We start from the raw sequence: 20,233 nt of genomic DNA, 5'->3' as shown, positions 1-20,233 counted from the left end.
TTCCTGCCTGTCCCCTCCGTCCCCCGCCGCCGGGCGGCGGCTCAGACCAGGCCGAGCCAGTGCAGGGTGCGGCGCACCTCACCGGGGAGCGGGTGGGCGAGCCCGTACCGCTGTTCGGCGTCGTGGAGCAGGCGGAGCAGGGTGTCCTGGGCTGCCGGGCGGTCACCGAGGGCGAGCAGGAGGTGGCCGATGCGGCGGCGGATCTCCAGCGGAAGGTCCCGGTCGGTACTGACGTACTGGTTCTCGAAGTACGGGAGCAGGGCGCGGTATTCGGCCAGGGCGGCGCCGGGTTCGCCGAGCTGTTCGAGGCACTGGGCCGACTCGTAGCGGAACTGGAGGGAGCGCGGGTCGGCGGTGCCGGCCTCGGCTGCGTACTCGTCGGCGAGGCGGCGCAGTTCGGGCAGGGCGCGGCGGTACTGGCCGTCGTCGAGCAGGGTGGCGGCGTACTGCTTGCGCAGGGTGCGGACGACGGCGGAGTGCTCGCCGTGCTGCCGGGCGGCGGTGGGCAGGATCGCGCCGAGGATGTCGACGGCCTGGGTGATGCGGCCCTCGCCGAGCAGCCGCTTGACGTCGTCCACGGCGGCGGCGACGTCGGCGCCCTCGCCACCGCCGGGCGCGGCCGGGGGCTGGGCGGGGCGGGGCGCGGGGGCCAGCGGGTGGTCGGGCCAGGGGGCGTGCGGGCGCAGGAAGGGCCGGGCCGGGTCGAGCGGGGCGCCGCGCGGGACGCCGCGGGGCGGCAGCAGCGGGGCGAGGGCCTGGTAGACCTCCTGGGCGGAGGCGGGCCGGTCCTGGGGTTCCTTGGCGAGCAGCCGCATGACGAGCGGTTCGAGCCCGTCGGGCAGTCCGGGGCGCAGCCGGCCGATCGGCAGCGGTGCCTCGTAGAGGTGGCGGTGGAGGACGCCGAGGACGGTGGCCCCGTCGAACGGCACGGTCCCGCTGAGGAGTTCGTAGAGGACGATGCCGAGCGCGTACAGGTCGGTGTACGGGCCGACGGCGCCGCCCATGGCCTGTTCGGGGGCCATGTAGGCGGGGCTGCCGATGGGCGAGCCGGTGTGGGTGAGGCGGGTGGTGTCGCTGTCCATGACGGAGGCGACGCCGAGGTCGAGGACGGTGACGGTGCCGTCCTGGCGGATCATGATGTTCCGCGGCTTGAGGTCCCGGTGGACGATCGGCACGGCGTGCACGGCGGAGAGCACCGCGCACAACTGGGCGGCGACCGAGACGGCCCACTCCCATGGGTAGGGCGTGTGCTCGACCAGGTGGTCGCCGAGGTCGGAGCCGTCCACGAACTGCATGACGAGGTACAGCTCGTCGCCCTCGGTCCCCGCGTCGTGCACGGTGACCAGGCCCGGGTGGTCGACCTGCGCGGTGACCCGGCACTCCCGCACGAAGCGGCTCCGCAGCTCCTTGACCTCGGCTCCGGCGACCCGGTCGGGCCGCAGCAGCTTGACGGCGACGCGCCGGTCGAGCCGCTGGTCGTACCCGGTCCACACCTGGCCCATGCCCCCCTCCCCGATGAGGGAGGAGAGTTCGTAGCGCTCGGCGATGACCCGCCCGCTCAACGGGACTCCTCCTGCGGGCCGTTGCCCCGGCCGTCGGACTGCTGGCCCTCGGGGTGGCGCAGGTAGGCGCTGAGTTCGTCCAGTTCGGCCCGGACCTGGTCGATGCGGGCGGGGCCGCCGGGCGGCGGGGTGTTGGCGGTGGGGCGCGGCCCGGCCGGGGCCGGCGTCGGGCCGCCCTGCGGGCGGGTCCAGGCGTCGGCGGGGTTGGTGGGAGCGGCCGGCTGCGCGAACTGCTGGGTGTGCGGGGGCTGGTGGGGCGGGGAGTACGGGCCGGGGGCCTGCTGGTGCAGGGGGGCGGCGGCCGGACGGGTCACGCCGTGCGGCGGGTACGGGGCGGCGGGGTGCGGGCCCGGGACTCGGGGGCGGGCGACGCCGTAGGTCTTCCGGTCGTGGCGGATGTCGGCCCAGAGGTAGTACCAGGTGACGGCGACCACATTGAGCAGGATGAGCCCCGCCCCCAGGTCGTCGACGATCGTGCTGGTGTCGTCGCCGTCGGGCATCATCGAGATGGCGAGGACCACGGCACCGATGGAGACGACCATCAGCACCCAGTCCCGCTTCCTGCGGGTCACGCAGGCCAGGCGGATCAGCGCGCCGAAGGCGAAGAGCCCGCAACTCATCACCGTCAGAGCGGTGAACAGCACCCGAAGCCAGATCCGGGCCTCCTGGGACGGACCCTGGGGCCCCGGGGCCACCGGGTAAATGCTGTGCATGGCCTGCTCCCTGAAGATCGTGGGCCGCGCCGGACGCGCGTGCGGTCCGAGCGTATACACCCCCCGCAAGTGGTCGGACCACGCTGTACGGAACCGTTGCCCACCTGGTGACGGGGTGTGACGTGGTCCGAGCATGACATGAATGGAGAAGGCGCCGGGCGAGGGCCCCGGCCAAGGCGGCTCCCTACGCGCTCACTTGGCGCTCACCTGGCGCTGAACCGGTCCGGTGCCCTCGTCGGCGCGTCCCCCTCCGGCAGCTCCTCCCGAGGGCAGCCGTCGAGGACCGCGCGCATCGCGGAGTGCTCCTCGGGGGTCACCCACACCCCGTACTTCTTCTTCACCGCCACCTGCCCGGCGACGTACGCGCAGTGGTACGCCTCGTTGGGCGGCAGCCACTTCGCGGCGTCGCCGTCGCCCTTGGCGCGGTTGGGGCCGGCGTTGACCGCGAGGAGGTTGAGCGGGTCGTTGGCGAAGGCTATGCGCTTGGCCGGCTCCCACTGCGACGCCCCCTTCTTCCAGGCGTCGGAGAGCGCGACCAGGTGGTCGATGTCCACCTTGCTTGCCCCCCGCCGGAACTCCACGTCCTCGCCCGAGTACGGGTCGTCCCGCAGCGTTCCGGAGGCCACCACGCAGTCGTCGCCGTCCTTGTACACGACGTCGGCGAGGTCCCGCTTGAGGATGTCGTCCCGCGTACCGCAGGAGTTCCCGTCCACATCGGCCCAGGCCGAGCCGAACCGCTCCCGGCCGTACCCGTCCTTGCCCCCCTCCTCCTGGACGGTCAGCTCCTCCAGCGCCGCCGGCGCCGTCCCGGCGGTGGTCCCGCCCTCGGTGCCCTTCCCGCCGGCCCCCGCCGACGGCTCCTGGAGCCCGCACCCCGCACTCCACAGCAGCGCCCCGACCGCGAGCCCCACCAGTCCGTACCGTCGCACCGTCACCACGCACACCCTTCTCCCGCCCGACCACTCACCCGATCCCGGAGGCATCCTGCCCTGCGGGGTGCTGGGCAGTCGGGTGGGCCGCCCCGGTCCGCTCGTAGTCCCGCACCAGACGGCGGCAGTTGACCAGCCACGCAAGGGCGCGTCCCACCACCCACCGCCTGGGCAGCACCACGAAGCCGCTCATGTCGTCGCCGGTGAGCGTGGCCGCGCCGCGCAGGGACCGCGAATCGACGATCGCCGCACTCGGTTCGGGATCATCCCGGCCCTCCAGGAGCCGCACCTGCTCACGCAGCCGGTCGTGCAGGACGTCGAGGAGTTCCTCGGCCTGCCAGCCGCGCGCGAAGGCGTAGACCGCGCCCCAGGGCGGGAAGTCGGACGGCATCGCCCGCCACTTGATGTCCTCGGAGTCGAAATAGCGCACCGCATCGGACATCTCACGGTGGCAGTAGCCCTCCGGGTTGCCCCCGCGCCCGCGCAGCCAGCCCGGCAAGGGCATCCTCCGCCGGACGACCCGCCACTCCTCCTCGCTCATGTCCGTGGAGTAGAAGCAGGTCCGCAGCCGGCGGTCCCCGGCGTTTCCGTACAGGTGAGCGAGGCAGTCGCACGGCGCCGTGAACCGGAGGTCGGGCAGCGGACGATCAGCAGCGCAGGCGGTGACGTGAGAGACAACGAGGCTCTGTTTCTTGCGGGTTCGGCGTAGACAACCGACACGCTAGGAAGGGGCCTCGTCTTCGTGTCCTCTCCTGCCACCAGATCACACGATCAGGCTCGCCGTACGGACCGCCATAGAACACCCGAGGGTTGGACAACAGCTAGTGACACCACGCATCCCCGGCAGCCCCCAGATCACCGCTCCGGACTATCGCGAACGTCCCTGACTCTGAACGCACCTCAGGCCCGACCGAAGCATCGGCTGTATCTGCCACATCCTGGGCAGTACCGTGCAGGTTGACGTCACGGCCCCGGCCCGGCCCCTGCGCAGCGGCGAATCCAAGGATGTGAGGGCCCGGCCGGGGCCATTACAAGAGGCGGCTCGGTGCTGTCGCCGGATACCCGTCAGGCGAAGAGCAAAGTGGGTTCGGCGAGGATGTCGCGGTCCAGCTCGCTCTTGTAGATGAGGTCGATGCTGCCGAAGCGGGCCTGTTCGTAGTCGAGGCCGAGAGCGGACACAGCCTTGCGGACGGCTTCCTCGGAGCTGGCTTCGACCTCCAGGAAGGTGGGGAGGCCGGGCCAAGTGTCGAGGTCGTAGGCGACGCCGTCGAGCTGCCATTCCTCGCGGTAGTTCTGCTGGTACCGCACCTGACGAAGGCCAAGGGCTGCGAGAAGTTCCGCAGTGCGCTCCAGGTCGTTGACCTCGATCTCGATCTCAGTAGTGCCGTTGATGTGGGTGGCGTCGCTGACCTGCTTGAGGGTCAGCGTGGTCTTGCCGCCCTCATCACGCAGACGCAGCCACTGCTCGCCCTGGACGGCATCGTTCTCGAAGATGAGCCGGGTGAACATCGTCTTGTCGAAGGCCCGCTCGGCGCCGGCAGCCCGCAGCTGGTCTCGGACGGCGTCGACGTCGATCTGCAGGAACTTCGCTTCGTATTCGTGCTGAGCCAAGGCTTTCTCGCTTTCGGTGTGTTGGAGGTGGCATCCGTGCCTTGCGGGGCACGGTGGTCTTACGACGGTTCTACGCGGCCAGGGCCTGGAGTTCATGCAGATCTTGCTCGCGGACCTTGCGAACCTCGGCGCATATCTCGCTGGCCACGAACTCTTCCACGGGCAGGCAGAGATCCATGCGCTGAATGCACACGCCCACGTGGAACACACCTTCCGGGTCGCGGTACAACCGGACGCCGTAGTAGCCCTCCTGGCAGTCGGTGCTGTTGTTGAGAGGGCACCTCGTGCAAGTCTCCGGCAGCCGCAGCGGGCGTATGTGCTTGACGACCAGTCGTTGTCCGTCAGGCAGCCGGTATCCCATGCGAAATCCGGAGGTGCCCGCGATCAGCCGGACTTCTTCAGGCTCGGCATCGAGCTGGTCCAGAAGCACGTCGACGGCGCCGAGGGAAGCGTTGCCGTCAGCCAGTGACGTCAGGACTCGTACGGACACCTGCGGCGAGTACCTCTCCAGGAGACGGTGTACGCGGGGGATGTGGCTGTGATTGGGGATGACGATGTTCGCGCGTACGCCGATACCGAGAGAGGTTGCCAGGCGTAGCGACTGCTCCAACGCCTCAATCTTGCGGGTGGCTCGCTGTCGGGAGCGGCACCGATCACCCTGAACCTGGGCGAGTTCCTCGGAAGTCGTACCGAAGATTGAGAAGTTGGCGTGGTCGAGTCCCGCCCGGGCGCACTCGGGTAGCGACCGTGCGCCATTCTCGCCGTTCGAGGTGACGCTGGTCGTGTAACCAGCGCTCCTGGCGAGGGTGATGATCTGGGCAAGGCGGGGGTGGAGGGTCGGCTCGCCGCCGGTGAGGTGGACCTCGTCGAAGCCGAGCGCCTCTCGCAGCCGGGCAAGGGCGGTACGGAACGACTCGTCGGGAATGACGGGGGCGCTGAGGAAGCGGGCGCCATTCGAGCCGAGGTAGATCGACGTCCGTCCGGATCTACCTGCGGACGCGAAGGGGACTGATCGGCGACCGGGGTTGTCCGCGCTGACAGGGGTTCCCTCGTTGTGGCAAAAGGTGCAGGTCAGGCCACAGGCGTCGATGACCTTCACACGTAGCGTCCGGTCCATCGAGATACGTAGGGGTACGTCGCTGCTGATCTGCCGTAAGGCATGGTGCTGGAACATGAGCCGCTGCTCCTTCGAGACGGGAGTGGTTCATGGCGTGAGGGAGACGAAGAGGCGGCCAGGAAGGAGGGCCGCCGCCTGCCGTCACGAGGTGACCGGCAGGTCCGGGGTGACCGCAGCAGGCTTGTCGGCGCTGGCGGGCGCCGCCTCCTGCATCAAGTAGCCGAGGCCACGCAGATCAGCGCGCCCAGGGCCCAGACATCGCCGAGGAGCGTGCCGAGCACGTCCCGTCCGGCGGACGGAGCGGGAACCAAGGACACCAAGCCCTGTAGTCCGGGACGGCAAAGCGCGTGGGGGGGTCCTGAGAGGGCTGCGGTGGGGGCCACGTCGTCTCCTTGAGTGGTGCCCGCAGAGGAGTCATGGCGTCCCGGACAGCAGCACGGAGGGCGTCGACGTCGGTGAAGAGCGCGCCGTCGGCGGGGCCAATCCGCCAGTGCGGGCCGGGTCCCTGAACGCGCCCCGAGGGTGGGACAACGAGGTGCTGAGCCAAGCCGAGCAGACGGGTACGGCCGTGTCCCAGGAGTCCGCGGTGCCGGTCGGCACGAACCAGTAGAGAGCGGGTGCGTGCGGGTCCTCGATGACGGCGCCGTTGCGGGGGCCCAGCAGCTCCAGGGCACGTATGCCCGCACAGCGCGGGACGCGGATGGCGTCCCAGCACACACCGACGGCCTGGAGCGTGTAGCCGCCGACGGTATCCATCGAGGGCGGGTCCGCCTTCTCTCGTGATCGTGTCATGACGTAGGGCTCCTAGCCGGAGGGCTGGAATATGGAGCTGTCATCGTCGCGATCGAGCAAGTCCCTTTCGAGGACTCGCAGAGGTCACCTACAGGACCTCAAGAGGGCTTTGCTTCAGGCTTGTCGGTGATGACGAGATCCGAATTGGACCTTGCGTGGGACCCTCAGAACAGAGCCCGTCGCGTTACGGAGGTGCCCATGTCCCGCCCCATAGGCAACACCCGCCTGAAGGCCGCTCGTGTAGCGGCGGGGTACAACTCCCAACAGGCCCTGGCCGATGTCATTACGCGTACGGGTCCCCAACTAGGCATCCGGGGCTTGGCCGTTGGCGTCCGTCAGGTCCGGCGTTGGGAGTCCGCCAATCCTCCGTGGCCGCAGCCTGATGTCCGTCGGGTTCTCACCCATGTCCTCTGCCAGGACGTCGAGGACCTCGGCTTCACGGCCCCCTGGGACGCGGGCCAGGGGCCGCAGGAACCCGGCCACAGAGCTTCAACGGGCGCTGCCGTCCCCCGGATGCGCCTGACCACGGTGCCCACACAGACCGTGCTCATCACACAGCCGGCCACCGTCAGTACAGACTTCGCGGCAGTTACCCGCTCTCACCGACACCTGTACTGGTCTGTCGCCCCGGCCACCCTCCACCCGGCCGTCCTGGAACACTCACGGCTCGGCTGTGCCCTGCTCCCCGAGGTCACTTCGGCCACTCGCCCCCGTCTGGCGGCCGCGCTGGCGGAGACGTACCTCCTGGCCGGGCGCATCGAATTCTTCGACCTGCGCGAACCCGAGCGGGCCAGCGAGACCCTGCTCAGGGCCCTACAGGCAGCAGGAGAGGCGGACGATCCCCTCATGGGCTCTGCCGTCCTCGCCCACACCGCGTTCATCTCCGGCTGGGCCGAGGACCGCGATGCGGCGGTCGAGCGGATGGTCGCCGCCCGCGCCTACGCCCGCCGAGGCCCTGCCTCCGCCGAGTTCTGGGCCTGGCTCGACGCCGTTGAGGCCGAATGCGAGACCCGCTGCGGCAATACCCGCATCGCCTTGCACCTCATAAGCCACGCGGAGGACGTACTCGCCGACGGCTCGGAGCACACGACGCCCCCGTGGATGGACTGGTTCAGCCCTACCCGCCTAGCCGCCTTCAAGGGAAACACCCAGCTCAAAGCCGGTCACATCCCGCAAGCCCGCGAAACACTCCTCCAGGTCCTCGAAGCGCTGCCACCCGAGTCGGACAAACAGCGCACCGTCGTCCTCGGCGACCTCGCCGCCGTCGAGGTCGCCGACCGCAGTCCGCAGCCGGCTTGTGCCTTCGCCGGCCAAGCCCTCGATCAGCTCGCCCTGACTTGGTACGCAACCGGCATGGACCGCATCCGCGAGGTCCGCCGCACCCTTGCTCCATGGCAGAACGAGCAGTGCGTACGAACCCTCGACGACCGACTCTACGATTGGGGAATGACAGTTAGCGCTCTCCAGCGTTGAACTCCGCCACTCTCGCCGGAAGTTCAGCCAGAGAGTCGATCCGCATCGTCGTCATCGCGCCCGCATCCGGGGCGTCCTGCTGAATGGTCCCCCAGGGACCACGACGGATCAGCGCCGTCAGGAGTCCGGCCTGCACAGCGGGCCGGATGTCGTTGTCGAGCCGGTCACCCACGTACAGAATCTCCCCGGCCTCTGCCGGGGTCGCCTCGATGACGTGCTCGAAGAACGCCACGTCCGGCTTGGAGGCTCCCCAGTCGTCGCTGGTAGCGATCATGTCGGCGGGCAGATCGAGCCCGCGCAGCAACCCGCCGGCGCGCACGGTCTGGTTCCCGGCGATCCCCACCCAGAGCCCGTCCCGGCGCAGCTCCTCCAATGAAGGCCGTACGTCCGTGTACAGATCGTCCTCCCCGAACCACTCGGGCAGCCCGGCATCGGCCCGCTTCTGCCGCTCCTCGGTCAAATCGAAGCCAGGCCGGAAGACCTGGAACGTCTCCCGATAGTCCCGGCCCTGCGCGATGACCGCCCCGAACATCGCCGCGAACGTGTGCCGCGGCACCCCCAACCAGTCCGCCCACGTCCCGTACTCACGGGTCTCGTCCACCAGGCACTCACCGACGTCGAACACCACTGCGCGAATCATGGGCGGCAGCGTAGAACATGGGTGTGGCAGAGGGGACGGGGACCGTAGGGAACGGGGTCAGTCGTCCGCGCCGTCCGTCCCTTCCAGGCGTTCCCTCTGGCTCCGGGCAATTTGCCGTTCCAGGGCGAACAGACCCAAGGCTGTGCCCTCCAGCGAGTGCTGTGCGCCTCTCAGGGCACTCAGCCGAGATGCCTGCTCGGTCGCGGGGCGGAGGGCAGCCCCACGCCCCTACGACCCCGGAATCGAAGTCAGAAACTCCCCCACCCACGACAGCAACTCCCGCCCCACCACAGGCTTCCCCCCGATCTTCCCGGTCGTCGGACGGGGAACCAGGACCTGGTGGGCGTTGGCCTTGATGACCGTACGGGGGTAGAGGCGGTTCAGGCGGAGTTGCTGGGACTCGCGGAGTTCGACGGGGGCGAAGCGGATGTTGTTGCCCTGGAGGACGATCTCCGCGACGCCGCAGGAGCGGGCGAGCATGCGGAGGCCGGCGACCAGGAGGAGGTTCTCGACGGGCTCGGGGAGTTTGCCGTAGCGGTCGGTGAGTTCCTCGCGGACGGCGCGGATGTCGTCCTCGGTGGTGGCGGAGGCGATGGCGCGGTACGCCTGGAGGCGCAGGCGCTCGCCGGGGGCGTAGTCGTGCGGGACGTGGGCATCGACGGGGAGTTCGATCTTGACCTCGGGGGCCGGTTCCTCCTCGACGCCGCCGTCGAGGGCCGCGCGGTAGTCGGCGACGGCCTCGCCGACCATGCGGACGTACAGGTCGAAGCCGACGCCGGCGATGTGGCCGGACTGCTCGCCGCCGAGGAGGTTGCCGGCGCCGCGGATCTCCAGGTCCTTCATGGCGACGTACATGCCGGCGCCCATCTCGGTGTGCTGGGCGATGGTGGCGAGGCGCTCGTGGGCGGTCTCGGTCAGGGGCTTCTCGGGCGGGTAGAGGAAGTAGGCGTATCCGCGTTCGCGGCCCCGGCCGACGCGACCGCGGAGCTGGTGGAGCTGGGAGAGGCCGAAGTTGTCGCCGCGCTCGACGATGAGGGTGTTGGCGTTGGAGATGTCGATGCCGGACTCGACGATCGTGGTGGAGACCAGGACGTCGAACTTCTTCTCCCAGAAGTCCACGACCACCTGTTCCAGGGCCTGTTCGGACATCTTGCCGTGGGCGGTGGCGATCCTGGCCTCGGGGACGATCTCGCGCAGGCGGGCGGCGGCCTTGTCGATGGACTCGACGCGGTTGTGGATGTAGAAGACCTGGCCCTCGCGCAGGAGTTCGCGGCGGATGGCGGCGCCGATCTGCTTCGGGTCGTAGGGGCCGACGAAGGTGAGGACCGGGTGGCGCTCCTCGGGCGGGGTGGTGATCGTCGACATCTCGCGGATGCCGGTGACCGCCATCTCCAGGGTGCGCGGGATGGGCGTGGCGGACATGGTGAGCACGTCGACGTTGGCGCGGAGCTTCTTCAGCTGCTCCTTGTGCTCGACGCCGAACCGCTGCTCCTCGTCGACGATGACCAGGCCCAGGTCCTTGAACTTGGTCTCGGAGGAGAAGAGGCGGTGGGTGCCGATGACGATGTCGACCGAGCCGTCCCGCAGCCCCTCCAGGGTGGCCTTGGCCTCCGCGTCGGACTGGAAGCGGGAGAGGGCGCGGACGTTGACGGGGAACTGCGCGTACCGCTCGGAGAAGGTGCCGAAGTGCTGCTGGACCAGGAGGGTGGTGGGGACGAGGACGGCGACCTGCTTGCCGTCCTGGACGGCCTTGAAGGCGGCGCGGACCGCGATCTCGGTCTTGCCGTAGCCGACGTCGCCGCAGATCAGGCGGTCCATCGGGACCGTCTTCTCCATGTCCTCCTTGACCTCGGCGATGGTGGAGAGCTGGTCGGCCGTCTCCATGTACGGGAAGGCGTCCTCCAGTTCGCGCTGCCAGGGGGTGTCCTGTCCGAAGGCGTGGCCGGGGGCGGCCATCCGGGCCGAGTAGAGCTTGATGAGGTCGGCGGCGATCTCCTTGACGGCCTTCTTGGCGCGCGCCTTGGTCTTGGTCCAGTCGGCGCCGCCGAGCCGGTGCAGGGTGGGGGCCTCGCCGCCGACGTACTTGGTGACCTGTTCCAGCTGGTCGGTGGGGATGTAGAGGCGGTCGCCGGGCTGGCCGCGCTTGGCGGGCGCGTACTCGACGAGGAGGTACTCGCGGGTGGCGCCCTGGACGGTCCGCTGGACCATCTCGATGTAGCGGCCGACGCCGTGCTGTTCGTGGACGATGTAGTCGCCCGGCTCCAGGGTGAGCGGGTCGATGGTCTTGCGGCGCCGGGTGGGCATCCGCTGGCCGTCCTTGCCGGCCGCCTTCTGGCCGGAGATGTCGGTCTCGGTGAGCACGGCGAGCTTGAGGCGCTCGTCGGTGAAACCGTGGTCGATGGCGCCGCAGGCGACGTGCACCACGGAGGGGCTGATCTCCGCGAGGTCCCCGTCGAGCCGGGCCGGGACGCCCTCGGAGCCCAGCACCTCGACGGTACGGGAGGCGGGACCCTGCGCCTCGGTGACGAAGACGGTCCGCCAGCCCTCGCCGAGCCACCGCTTGGTGTCGGCCAGGGCGCGGGCGGTGTCGCCCCGGTACGTCTCGGGGGCGTGCATCCCCAGCTGCCAGGTGTCGCCGTCGTACGTCTCCTCGTCGGCGGCGAACGGCGAGACGGACCACCACATCATGTCCAGCTCGCGGGCGCGTTCGCGGACGTCGGCGATGCCCCACAGGGAGGCCGCGCCGACGTCGATGGGTGCCTGGCCGCCCTCGGCGGAGGCGGCCCAGGACGCCTGGAGGAACTCAAGGCTGGTGGCGACCAGGTCGGCGGCGCGGGTGCGGACCCGTTCGGGGTCGCAGACCAGGGTCATGGCGCCCTCGGGCAGGACGTCGAGGAGGAGTTCCATCTCGTCCACGAGGACGGGGGCCAGGGACTCCATGCCCTCCACGGCGACGCCCTCGGCGATCTTGCCGAGGAGTTCGCCGAGTTCGGGGTGGTCCTCGGCGAGGGCGGCGGCCCGCTCGCGGACCTGGTCGGTGAGGAGCAGTTCGCGGCAGGGCGGGGCCCACAGGCCGTGCTCGGCGATCTCCAGGGAGCGCTGGTCGGCGACCTTGAAGTAGCGGATCTCCTCGACCTCGTCGCCCCAGAACTCGATGCGGACCGGGTAGTCCTCGGTCGGCGGGAAGACGTCGAGGATGCCGCCGCGCACGGCGAACTCGCCGCGCTTCTCGACCAGCTCCACCCGGGAGTACGCGGCGGCGGCCAGGGCGCGCACCACTTCCTCCAGGTCGGCGGTCTGCCCGCCCTTCAGCGCCACCGGCTCCAGGTCGCCGAGCCCCTTGACCTGCGGCTGGAGGACGGAGCGTACGGAGGCGACGACGACGGAGACCGGGCCGGTCTCGGGGTCGTCCGCGTTCGGGTGGGCGAGGCGGCGCAGCACGGCCAGGCGGCGGCCTACGGTGTCGGAGCGCGGGGAGAGCCGCTCGTGCGGCAGCGTCTCCCAGGACGGGTACTCCACGACGCCGTCCGGCGGGAGCAGGGTGCGCAGGGCTGCCGCCAGGTCGTCGGCCTCGCGGCCGGTGGCGGTGACGGCGAGCACGGTGCGGCCGGTCTCGCGGGCGAGCGCGGCGACGGTGAAGGGGCGGGCGGCGGGCGGGCCGACCAGGTCGGCGGCGAGGAGGTGCCCGTCCCCGGCCGCTTTCAGCGCTTGTGACAGCGCGGGGTCCTCGATCACCGCGTCGAGCAGTCCGTGCAGGCTCATGAAAGGGATTCCGTCCTCGTCGTCCTCGTCGTCCACCGCGTGCCCGGCGCTCCCCGGGCGCCGAGGCGTCCGGGCGGGGCGGAGTCGTCACGCCGCCGGGAAACACGCGAGTGCCCGACACGTCCAACGGGCCGGGGGTCTCCAGCGTACGACGTGCGGCCTCCGGACGCGTCCGGCACGGTGGGTCGCGTCCCGCTCGCGCTGGGTGGCCGGGAGTGGCCCGGTACGGACGGCGGGCCTCCCGGGTTCACGCGGACGCGGCCACGGTTGGCTCACTCTTCGCACACAATTCGCACCGGCCCATCCCGGCGCGCCGAATGAGCCCTTACGCTGTGCCGAAAAAACCTCGACCGTCGCGGCACCCGCCCGGAGGATCTTCCGGAGAGTGCCGTCGGCCCATGACGCAGCCGGGGGCAGAGCGTGGGTGACAACGAGATGGCCGTCTTCGGGCTCTCCGCGACCGAGGAGGAGCTGTACCGGCATTTCCTGCGTAATCCGGGCACCTCCGCCGACGGGGTGCACCTGCTGCTGCGCACCGCCGACGAGGACGCGGCCCGGGCACTGGACCGGCTCCGCGAGCTGGGCCTGCTGCTGCCCGCCACAGACGGGCGGGTGGTCCCGGCCGACCCGGAGCAGGCCGTCTCCCACCTCGCCGACCGACGGCTGCACGAGCTGCACCAGGATCTGCGGCGGGTCACCCGCGCCCGGCACGTGGTGGAGGGGCTGCGGGCCGAGCAGGGGGCGCGGGCCGCCACCCCGCAGGGCATCGAGCAGATCGAGGGGCTGGCGGCGATCCGCGGCCGCATCGAGGACCTGGCCTTCTTCGCCCGCGCCGAGATCCTCTCCGTGGAGCCCTACACCCGGCTCTCCCCGGAGAACATCGCCCGCTCCCGCCCACTGGACCTGCGGTGCCTGGCGCGCGGCGTCACCATCCGCAACGTGGTCCGCCGCTCGGCCCTCGCCGACCCGCCGACCGCCGCCTACCTGCGGGAGCTGGCCGCCTCCGGCGCGCACATCCGGGTCGCCGACGAGGGCGAGGCCGGCGAGCGGCTCCTCGTCTACGACCGCCGGACCGTACTGGTCCCCCTCGATCCGCGCGACACCGCGCGCGGCGCGCTGCTGGCCCACAAGAGCGGCCTGGTCGCGGGCATCATCGCCCTCTTCGAGAAGATCTGGGCCCAGGCCGCCCCGCTGGACGACGCCGCGGGACAGCACGGCGAGAGCCCCCTGAGCGAGATGGAACGCCGGGTGCTCCTGGCCATGTGCTCGGTCGGCAAGGACGAAGCGGGGGCGCGGGAGCTGGGGGTGTCGGTGCGGACGTACCGGCGGCACGTGGCTGACCTGATGCAGCTGCTGGGGGCGGCGAGCCGGGCGCAGGCGGCGTTGCTGGCGCGGGAGCGGGGGTGGGTGTGAGCCGGGGGCCGGGCCCCGGCACTCCGTGCGGCGGGAAGGCTGCCGGCACTACCGGCCCTGCTCGCCGTACATCCGACGCCAACAGGGGATGCGCTCCTCAAGGTGCTCCTCCGGGACCTCGTAGACCTGGCTCAGGGCGGGGAGCGAGTAGCCGTGCCGGAGTTGTTCGAGGATCTGCTCGGCCTTCCACTCCAGGTGGGCGAAGAGACTCACGGTGTTCCTTTCAGGTGGAGAAGAGGCCGATACCTGGGGGCCAGGCGTCTACGTCCTCATGGTGGGAGGCAGGGGCGACCGCCTCTGGATCAAGCGATGTCGCGGATGGCTCCGGCCCTCGCCAACCGCTCCAGAAGCACCTGGACGGAGCCGGCCATCAGGCGCAGGTGGGTGAGGGCGGGGCCTTGGCCGTCGGGCAGCACCTCGGAGGTCAGGGCACGTGCCCTGGCAGCGAGGCCGGACAGGGCGGGGTCCCGGTCGGTCGCGGCGATGGCGATGTCTGCCAGCCTGGTGAGGTCCGCCTGTAGCCGCTCTCCGAGGTCGGCGAACTCCTCCTCGGGCGGGTCCTGCCCGCTGAGCACGTCACCGGCGTCGTCCAGGATCGCTTCCAACGACCGCAGAGCGCGCAGCCGCCCCGCGACGTGGGCGAGCCCGTCGTACCCCAGTGGCGGCGTCCAGCCGACTGCGAGCAGAACGCCCATCAGCCGGCCTTCCCGGGCGAGCGGAAGGTCGCCCACGTCGTCCGGCCTTCGTCGCGGACGCCCCAGTCGTGCGCGAGTACGGAGACGAGGAAGAGTCCGCGTCCCCTCACCTCGTCGTCCGTGGGGGTCCTGAGCCGGGCGGGTGCGGGACTCTCGTCTCCGACCTCGATGAGGACCTTCCCGTCGGTGAGCCGGGCCCGGAGAGTGACCGTGCCCTCGCCGTGTTCGATCGCGTTCGTCACCAGCTCGGAGACGGTGACCACGATGTCGTCGGCGAGGGCGGCGGGGACGGACCGACGCAGGAGGAATGTCTTCGTGATCTGTCGCAGTCGTGCCACCAGGTCCGGCTCCGGTGCGATCACCACCTCGAAGGTGCGGGCCGCCTGCTGGGACGGCCCGAAGCGCAGCACGCATCGCTCATCGCTGTCCTCACCCTCGTCAGACGCAAGGGGCGGGATGGACGCCATTGTCCCCATTGACTACTCCTCGTCACGGTCGGGCCACACAGCCTGGTGCGCCGAGGGGTGACGGGGCTATGTCGCAGTGGTGACTTCTCCCGGCCCTTTCGGGGGACGTGACGACGTGGTCCTGACTTCTTCCCGCCTTCTGGTGTACGGCAGTTCACGGGTGCGGGCGTGGAGGTATGAGATGGGGGAGCAACCGAATCCGGAGGGGACATGGACGAGGCCCGGCGCACCGTGCTGTACCTGCTCGCGACCTGGCGGAGTATCCGCTCGCACCGCGCGTTCAGCGAGGAGTACCAACGCGCCGCACGGCAACTGAGCAGCGAGGGCTACGACGTCGCCCCGCCTCCCGGGGCCCGGCACTACGAGCGCCTGCTGACCGTGGGAGGCGTGAAGACCGCGCCCCATGGCCCGACGGCCCGGGTCCTGGAGAGGATGTTCCAGCGCCCCATAGGGGACCTGCTGCGTCCGGCGGCCGAAGTGGCCTCCGACGAGCACGGCGAGTCCGCCGAACTCCCCTCTCCGCACGTGCTCAACGAAAGTGATCTGCTGATGACCGCTCGGGACGCCGCCTCCCACTCCGGCGAAGCCGCCGCGCTACGCCTGGACGAGCTGACGCTCGACCAACTGACCGACGACCTCGTGGCGCTGTCCCGCGCCTACGCCCGTACCGCGCCGGCTGACGTCTTCCACGAGGCACGCGGGCTGCTCCAGCGAGCGCAGGTCGGTCTGGAGCGCACCCGTTCCCCGGAACAGCACTCCCGGCTGTACTACGCGGCGGCCCAGGCCAGTGCCCTTCTCGCGGCGGTCTCGTTCGACCTGGGCGCGATGGCGCCGACGGTCTCGTTCGCGCGTTCCGCAGCTCAGTACGGCCGGACGATCGACAACGGGCCGGTGCAGGCGTACGCGTACGGCGTCCTCGCCTACGCCGCCTTCTGGAGCGGGCGCCCCGCAGAGGCCGTGCGGCTCACCAGGACCGCCCAGCAGATGGGCGGCCTGGGAGACACCGCCCGGCGGCGCCTGTACGCCATCGAAGCGCGTGCCCACGGCCACCTTCGGGCGGAGGAGCAGGCCCAGCGTGCCATCAGGAGCGCCGACGAGCCGGCCCCCGGCGGCCTACGCGACGAGCTGCACGACGACATCGGTGGGGAGTTCGCCTTCGACGACGCCCGCACCGCCATGAGCAACGCGACGACCGCACTGCTCCTGCGGGACCCGGCGACCGCCGAGGGGTACGCCAGTAGCGCCCTCGCCCTGCTCGCGGACCGGCAGGAGACGGACGTACCCCTGGCGGTGTCGGGACCGGCAGCCATCGACCTGGCGCGTGCCCGGCTCATGCGCGGGGAGGTCGAAGGGGCGAAGGAAGCCCTCGCTCCGGTCTTCCAGGTGGCACCGATGTGGCGGGGCTCCGGGATGCTGGAGCGGCTGACCGCCGCGCGGCTGGAGCTGACGCGCCCCGAGTTCCGAGGCGCGCCGACAGCCCTGGCGTTGGCCGACCGCATCGAGGAGTTCTCCGCGCTCTCCCCTGTCCGGCGCCTCGGCGCCCAGAGCCCCTTGGCACTCGACGGCTGAGTTCTACCGTCCGAGAGCGGCCAGGAGTGCTGCCTCCTTCTGCGGCGAGATTCCGTGTTCGGCCCAGCGGGGATGCTCGACGGGCGCCCCGCCACCGCTGAGCCACGACCAGGTGTCCGCGACCGTCTCCGAGAGCGGCCGGCAGTCGAGCCCGGCCGCCTGGGCACGGGTGGAGTCGATGCTCCAGACGCCAGGGCTGGTGCGCCACAGGGGGAGTTCCGTCCACTCCTGGACGCCGTGGTCCCGGAGCAGCTTGTCCGGGGCCCAGACGAGTTGGGCGTCGCCTCCGGTGACCAGGGCGCAGGCCGTGAGCAGGTCGCTCATGGTCTCCCGGCCGGTCGGGGCCACGCAGTTGTAGGCGCCGCCCTGGCCGGCGACGGCCTGGTCGAGGGCGAAGGCCGCCACGTCCCGCACGTCGATGGGCTGGATGCTCCGGTCCGGTGCGCCGGGGGCGATCATCCGGCCTCCTCGTGCCGCGCGGGTGAGCCACCAGGGCAGCCGGCCCACGTACTCGCCGGGGCCGAGGATGACTCCCGGCCGCAGGATCACCGCACGCTTCTCACCGAAGACCGTGGTGGTGGCCCGCTCGGCGCCTGCCTTCTGCTTGCCGTAGTACCAGTCCGGCCCGTCCCAGTCCTCGGGGAGGCGGCCGTACTCGGCGTCGGCGTCGACGGGAGCGTCGAGGAGCTCGGAGTCCTCCGTGAGCGGCTCGGCCGGCCACCCGCGGTAGGCATTCACCGTCGAGACGTAGACGTAGCGTCCGGCGACCGGTTCGAGGGCCTTCGCGGCAGCGAGAACATCACGCGGGGCCATCTCCGACGCCGAGGTGTCCACGACCCCGTCCCACCCGCCTTCACCCGCGAGGCGGGCCAGGTCAGCGTCAACCGTGCGGTCCCCCCGCACCAGGCGGGCGCCGTCGGGAACGGTCCCCGACCGCCCCCTGTTGAAGACGGTCACCTCCCACCGCCGGTCCAGCGCGCCCTGCGCGACCGCACGGCCCAGGAACCAGCTTCCTCCGAGCACCAGAATCTTCATGGCGGCGATCTTGCCGGGTCCCGAGGGCGAGGGGAAGGACACCCGCACCCCCTCGGCCCTGCCCCCGGCCCTCATCCCTGAACACCACGATCGGTCAGCGCCGACGAAGGACGAGGCGGGCGCCCGCGAACCGGGCGTCTCGGTGCGTGCCTACCGGCGCCACGTCGCCGACCTGCTGCACCTGCTGGGGGCGGCGAGCCGGGCGCAGGCGGCGTTGCTGGCGCGGGAGCGGGGGTGGGTGTGAGCCGGGGGCCGGGCCCCGGCACTCCGTGCGGCGGGAAGGCTGCCGGCACTACCGGCCCTGCTCGCCGTACATCCGACGCCAGCAAGGGACGCGCTCCTCAAGGTGCTCCTCCGGGACCTCGTAGACCTGGCTCAGGGCGGGGAGCGAGTAGCCGTGCCGGAGTTGTTCGAGGATCTGCTCCGCCTTCCACTCCAGGTGGGCGAAGAGAGCGGGGTTCACGGGGTTCACGGGTTTCCTTCCGAGGGGAGGGCGGCGGTGGACGTGGTGACGCGGAGCGGCGAGTCAGAGGGTCCGCCCGCCTGCCGGTGGACGCCGGTACGCGACGCGCGGCGCGGCGAGCACCCACTTCCCGTACCCCTCCAGCTCCAGCAACCGGCTCCCGGCCGAGTACGAGGCCAACGCCCGCACCCGCCGCGCACACCCCACGACCACCACCCAGTCCCCTTCACGCACGGCCTGCGGGGTGTCCACCAGGACGGCGACGAACCCCGGGGGCGCGTGGGGATCGGCGGCCCACGGATAGTGCTGGAGTTCCCCGACGGGCACCTCGAAGGGGACCTCGCTATGGACCAGGCGCACTTTCGCGCAGGGCCCGGAACGGGTCAGGACGACCAGCGGGCGACGGGTGCGGGGGTGCCAGGCGACGTAGGGCATGGGGTGCCTCTCGGAGAACCGGTTTCACCGTGTGTGAGACAAGCGTCGCTCTCCGCACCTACGATTTGAAGCCTTATCTGTCCCGACCTGTGATTTGGGAAGTTGGGCACGTGCCAAGAGAGAAAATGCTTCAACCGGACAAGAGTGCAAGGGACTTGTTCGGATCGAAGGTGCGCGACGCACGGAACGAGGAGGGCTGGTCCCTCGAACAGCTCGGCCGGAAGGTGGGCCTCAGCAAGAGCCATCTGGGACGCATCGAGACGGCGGACTACATGCCGCCTCCAGGCTTGGCCGAGCGGCTGGACGAACTCTTCGGCAGAGGCAACGACTTCCGCGACCTGTACCGGCTCGCACGTCGCGAGATCCACCCCGATCAGTTCCGGCGGCGGATGGAGCTGGAGTCGAAGGCGGTCGCGATCCGGGAGTACGCGCCTCAGATCGTCCCGGGTCTGCTTCAGACGGCGGACTACGCGAGGGCGCACTGTCTCAGTTACTACCCGATGGCTGAACCAGAGCGGTTGAGGGAGCTGGTGGGAGCCCGCATCGCCAGGCAGCGTGAACTGCGGTCCCGGGGTGCGCACCTCTCCGTAATCCTTGATGAAGCCGTACTTCACCGGGCTTATGGTGGCCAGAACGTGATGCGGGAGCAGTTCGCCCGTCTTCTGGGTGCCCCGCTTACTCCGTACTCAGTCATCCAGGTGCTGCCGTTCTCGCACGGAGGCCATGCGTTCGCCGGCGGCTCGGTGTCGCTGCTCACGCTCGATCGGGGAAGCGTGGTCGCGTACGAAGAAGCCGTCACGACAGGTGTCTTGTTCGAAGACCAGGACGAGGCCAACGAGCGTGCCAGGCACTACGATTTGCTGGCGGCGTCCGCCCTGTCCCCGAAGGAATCGGCGGACATGATCAGGTCAGCTATGGAGGCACTACCTCATGAGCACCACCCCTGACGGCCACTGGGTCAAGTCCTCTTACAGCGCCAACGGGGGGAACAACTGCGTGGAGTGGGCGCCGACCACCGCCCTGGCAACCGGCGCCGTCCCGGTCCGCGACAGCAAGGACACGAGCCTCCCCGGTCTCACCGTGAGCGGTTCCGCCTGGTCCACCTTCGTGGGCTCGTTGAAGACGCGGGGCTGAGCGAAAGCCCCGAGCAGTCCGGGCTGCTCGTCAGCCGGGCCGCGCGGCAGGTCTTCGCGGAGGGGCCTCGGCGCCCAGAGCCCCCTGGCGCTCGACGGCTGAGTTCTACCGTCCGAGAGCGGCCAGGAGGGCTGCCTCCCTCTCCGGCGAGATCCCGTGTTCGGCCCAGCGGGGGTGCTCGACGGGTGCCCCGCCACCGCTGAGCCACGACCAGGTGTCCGCGACCGTCTCCGAGAGCGGCCGGCACACGAGCCCGGCCGCCTGGGCACGGGTGGAGTCGATGCTCCAGACGCCGGGGCTGGTGCGCCGCAGGGGGAGTTCCGTCCACTCCTGGACGCCGTGGTCGCGGAGCAGCTTGTCCGGGGCCCAGACGAGTCGGGCGTCGCCTCCGGTGACCAGGGCGCAGGCGGCGCTGCTGGCGCG

General features: G+C 70.7%; 20 protein-coding genes and 1 pseudogene. 6 read left to right on the top strand and 15 right to left on the bottom strand.

What is annotated here, in order from left to right; all coding sequences use genetic code 11:
* Window positions 1–41 precede the first annotated feature (41 nt).
* From ACSLIC_RS16720 to ACSLIC_RS16690, 7 genes are all read right to left on the bottom strand, one after another.
* The gene (locus ACSLIC_RS16720; protein ID WP_436738501.1) at window positions 42–1,562 is read right to left on the bottom strand and encodes a protein kinase domain-containing protein; all 1,521 of its coding nucleotides are present in this window, start codon (window positions 1,560–1,562) and stop codon (window positions 42–44) included.
* Entirely contained in the window at window positions 1,559–2,275 is a 717-nt protein-coding gene (locus ACSLIC_RS16715; RefSeq protein WP_436738500.1) for a hypothetical protein, read from the bottom strand. Before ACSLIC_RS16715 ends, ACSLIC_RS16720 begins: the two co-directional genes overlap by 4 nt.
* Before the next feature lie 203 nt (window positions 2,276–2,478).
* The gene (locus ACSLIC_RS16710) at window positions 2,479–3,258 is read right to left on the bottom strand and encodes an HNH endonuclease family protein (protein WP_436738499.1); all 780 of its coding nucleotides are present in this window, start codon (window positions 3,256–3,258) and stop codon (window positions 2,479–2,481) included.
* Window positions 3,239–3,745: a transposase gene (locus ACSLIC_RS16705; RefSeq protein ID WP_436738498.1), complete on the bottom strand. Its 507-nt coding sequence runs from the start codon at window positions 3,743–3,745 to the stop codon at window positions 3,239–3,241. The genes ACSLIC_RS16710 and ACSLIC_RS16705 overlap by 20 nt, the downstream gene beginning before the upstream one ends.
* Window positions 3,746–4,269: 524 nt before the next feature.
* Window positions 4,270–4,815 carry a class IV adenylate cyclase gene (locus tag ACSLIC_RS16700; protein WP_436738497.1) on the bottom strand — a complete coding sequence of 182 codons (546 nt, stop codon included), beginning with the start codon at window positions 4,813–4,815 and terminating at the stop codon, window positions 4,270–4,272.
* 70 nt (window positions 4,816–4,885) lie between these two features.
* Window positions 4,886–5,989, bottom strand: coding sequence for a radical SAM protein (locus ACSLIC_RS16695; protein WP_436738496.1), 1,104 nt, complete (start codon window positions 5,987–5,989; stop codon window positions 4,886–4,888).
* Window positions 5,990–6,346: 357 nt separating this feature from the next.
* Window positions 6,347–6,724, bottom strand: coding sequence for a hypothetical protein (locus ACSLIC_RS16690; protein WP_436738495.1), 378 nt, complete (start codon window positions 6,722–6,724; stop codon window positions 6,347–6,349).
* A 198-nt stretch (window positions 6,725–6,922) separates the two neighbouring features.
* Between ACSLIC_RS16690 and ACSLIC_RS16685 the strand changes: the two genes are divergently transcribed.
* The gene (locus tag ACSLIC_RS16685; protein ID WP_436738494.1) at window positions 6,923–8,197 is read left to right on the top strand and encodes a transcriptional regulator; all 1,275 of its coding nucleotides are present in this window, start codon (window positions 6,923–6,925) and stop codon (window positions 8,195–8,197) included.
* Here the strand turns inward: ACSLIC_RS16685 and ACSLIC_RS16680 are convergent.
* Both ACSLIC_RS16680 and mfd read right to left on the bottom strand, forming a co-directional pair.
* Window positions 8,178–8,837: an HAD family hydrolase gene (locus tag ACSLIC_RS16680; protein ID WP_436738493.1), complete on the bottom strand. Its 660-nt coding sequence runs from the start codon at window positions 8,835–8,837 to the stop codon at window positions 8,178–8,180. The genes ACSLIC_RS16685 and ACSLIC_RS16680 overlap by 20 nt on opposite strands.
* A 228-nt stretch (window positions 8,838–9,065) precedes the next feature.
* A complete protein-coding gene (gene mfd / locus ACSLIC_RS16675) occupies window positions 9,066–12,599 on the bottom strand; it encodes a transcription-repair coupling factor (protein ID WP_436738492.1) in 3,534 nt (1,177 codons plus the stop codon).
* 420 nt (window positions 12,600–13,019) lie between these two features.
* Between mfd and ACSLIC_RS16670 the strand changes: the two genes are divergently transcribed.
* On the top strand, window positions 13,020–14,012 hold the full coding sequence (locus ACSLIC_RS16670; protein ID WP_436738491.1) for a helix-turn-helix transcriptional regulator: 993 nt from the start codon (window positions 13,020–13,022) through the stop codon (window positions 14,010–14,012).
* Between the two features lie 48 nt (window positions 14,013–14,060).
* On the opposite strand, the gene ACSLIC_RS16665 is transcribed toward ACSLIC_RS16670, so the two are convergent.
* The 3 genes from ACSLIC_RS16665 to ACSLIC_RS16655 all read right to left on the bottom strand — a co-directional run bounded on the left by ACSLIC_RS16665 (window position 14,061) and on the right by ACSLIC_RS16655 (window position 15,117).
* Window positions 14,061–14,225 (bottom strand): hypothetical protein, encoded by a 165-nt coding sequence (locus tag ACSLIC_RS16665; protein ID WP_436738490.1) that lies wholly within the window; start codon window positions 14,223–14,225, stop codon window positions 14,061–14,063.
* 89 nt (window positions 14,226–14,314) lie between these two features.
* Window positions 14,315–14,707 (bottom strand): DUF6415 family natural product biosynthesis protein, encoded by a 393-nt coding sequence (locus ACSLIC_RS16660; RefSeq protein ID WP_436738489.1) that lies wholly within the window; start codon window positions 14,705–14,707, stop codon window positions 14,315–14,317.
* Window positions 14,707–15,117 (bottom strand): ATP-binding protein, encoded by a 411-nt coding sequence (locus ACSLIC_RS16655; protein ID WP_436738488.1) that lies wholly within the window; start codon window positions 15,115–15,117, stop codon window positions 14,707–14,709. The genes ACSLIC_RS16660 and ACSLIC_RS16655 overlap by 1 nt, the downstream gene beginning before the upstream one ends.
* A gap of 267 nt (window positions 15,118–15,384) precedes the next feature.
* Here ACSLIC_RS16655 and ACSLIC_RS16650 point away from each other — a divergent pair, with 267 nt between their 5' ends.
* On the top strand, window positions 15,385–16,743 hold the full coding sequence (locus tag ACSLIC_RS16650) for a hypothetical protein (RefSeq protein ID WP_436738487.1): 1,359 nt from the start codon (window positions 15,385–15,387) through the stop codon (window positions 16,741–16,743).
* A gap of 3 nt (window positions 16,744–16,746) precedes the next feature.
* Here ACSLIC_RS16650 and ACSLIC_RS16645 read toward each other — a convergent pair whose 3' ends face one another.
* Window positions 16,747–17,778: an NAD-dependent epimerase/dehydratase family protein gene (locus tag ACSLIC_RS16645; protein WP_436738486.1), complete on the bottom strand. Its 1,032-nt coding sequence runs from the start codon at window positions 17,776–17,778 to the stop codon at window positions 16,747–16,749.
* Window positions 17,779–17,884: 106 nt separating this feature from the next.
* On the opposite strand from ACSLIC_RS16645, the pseudogene ACSLIC_RS16640 reads away from it, so the two are divergent.
* Window positions 17,885–18,022: pseudogene (locus ACSLIC_RS16640) on the top strand (helix-turn-helix transcriptional regulator); the annotation flags it as partial.
* Between the two features lie 48 nt (window positions 18,023–18,070).
* Here ACSLIC_RS16640 and ACSLIC_RS16635 read toward each other — a convergent pair.
* Both ACSLIC_RS16635 and ACSLIC_RS16630 read right to left on the bottom strand, forming a co-directional pair.
* Window positions 18,071–18,250, bottom strand: coding sequence for a hypothetical protein (locus tag ACSLIC_RS16635; protein WP_436738485.1), 180 nt, complete (start codon window positions 18,248–18,250; stop codon window positions 18,071–18,073).
* 54 nt (window positions 18,251–18,304) lie between these two features.
* Window positions 18,305–18,676: a hypothetical protein gene (locus ACSLIC_RS16630; protein WP_436738484.1), complete on the bottom strand. Its 372-nt coding sequence runs from the start codon at window positions 18,674–18,676 to the stop codon at window positions 18,305–18,307.
* Window positions 18,677–18,801: 125 nt separating this feature from the next.
* Between ACSLIC_RS16630 and ACSLIC_RS16625 the strand changes: the two genes are divergently transcribed.
* Together ACSLIC_RS16625 and ACSLIC_RS16620 are read left to right on the top strand one after the other, a co-directional pair.
* A complete protein-coding gene (locus ACSLIC_RS16625; protein ID WP_436738483.1) occupies window positions 18,802–19,623 on the top strand; it encodes a helix-turn-helix domain-containing protein in 822 nt (273 codons plus the stop codon).
* A complete protein-coding gene (locus tag ACSLIC_RS16620) occupies window positions 19,607–19,810 on the top strand; it encodes a DUF397 domain-containing protein (RefSeq protein ID WP_436738482.1) in 204 nt (67 codons plus the stop codon). Before ACSLIC_RS16625 ends, ACSLIC_RS16620 begins: the two co-directional genes overlap by 17 nt.
* Window positions 19,811–20,233: the final 423 nt, after the last annotated feature.

The sequence above is a fragment of the Streptomyces sp. BBFR102 genome, from assembly GCF_051397025.1.
Lineage (GTDB): Bacteria > Actinomycetota > Actinomycetes > Streptomycetales > Streptomycetaceae > Streptomyces.
This window is presented reverse-complemented; position numbering and strand designations above follow the sequence as displayed.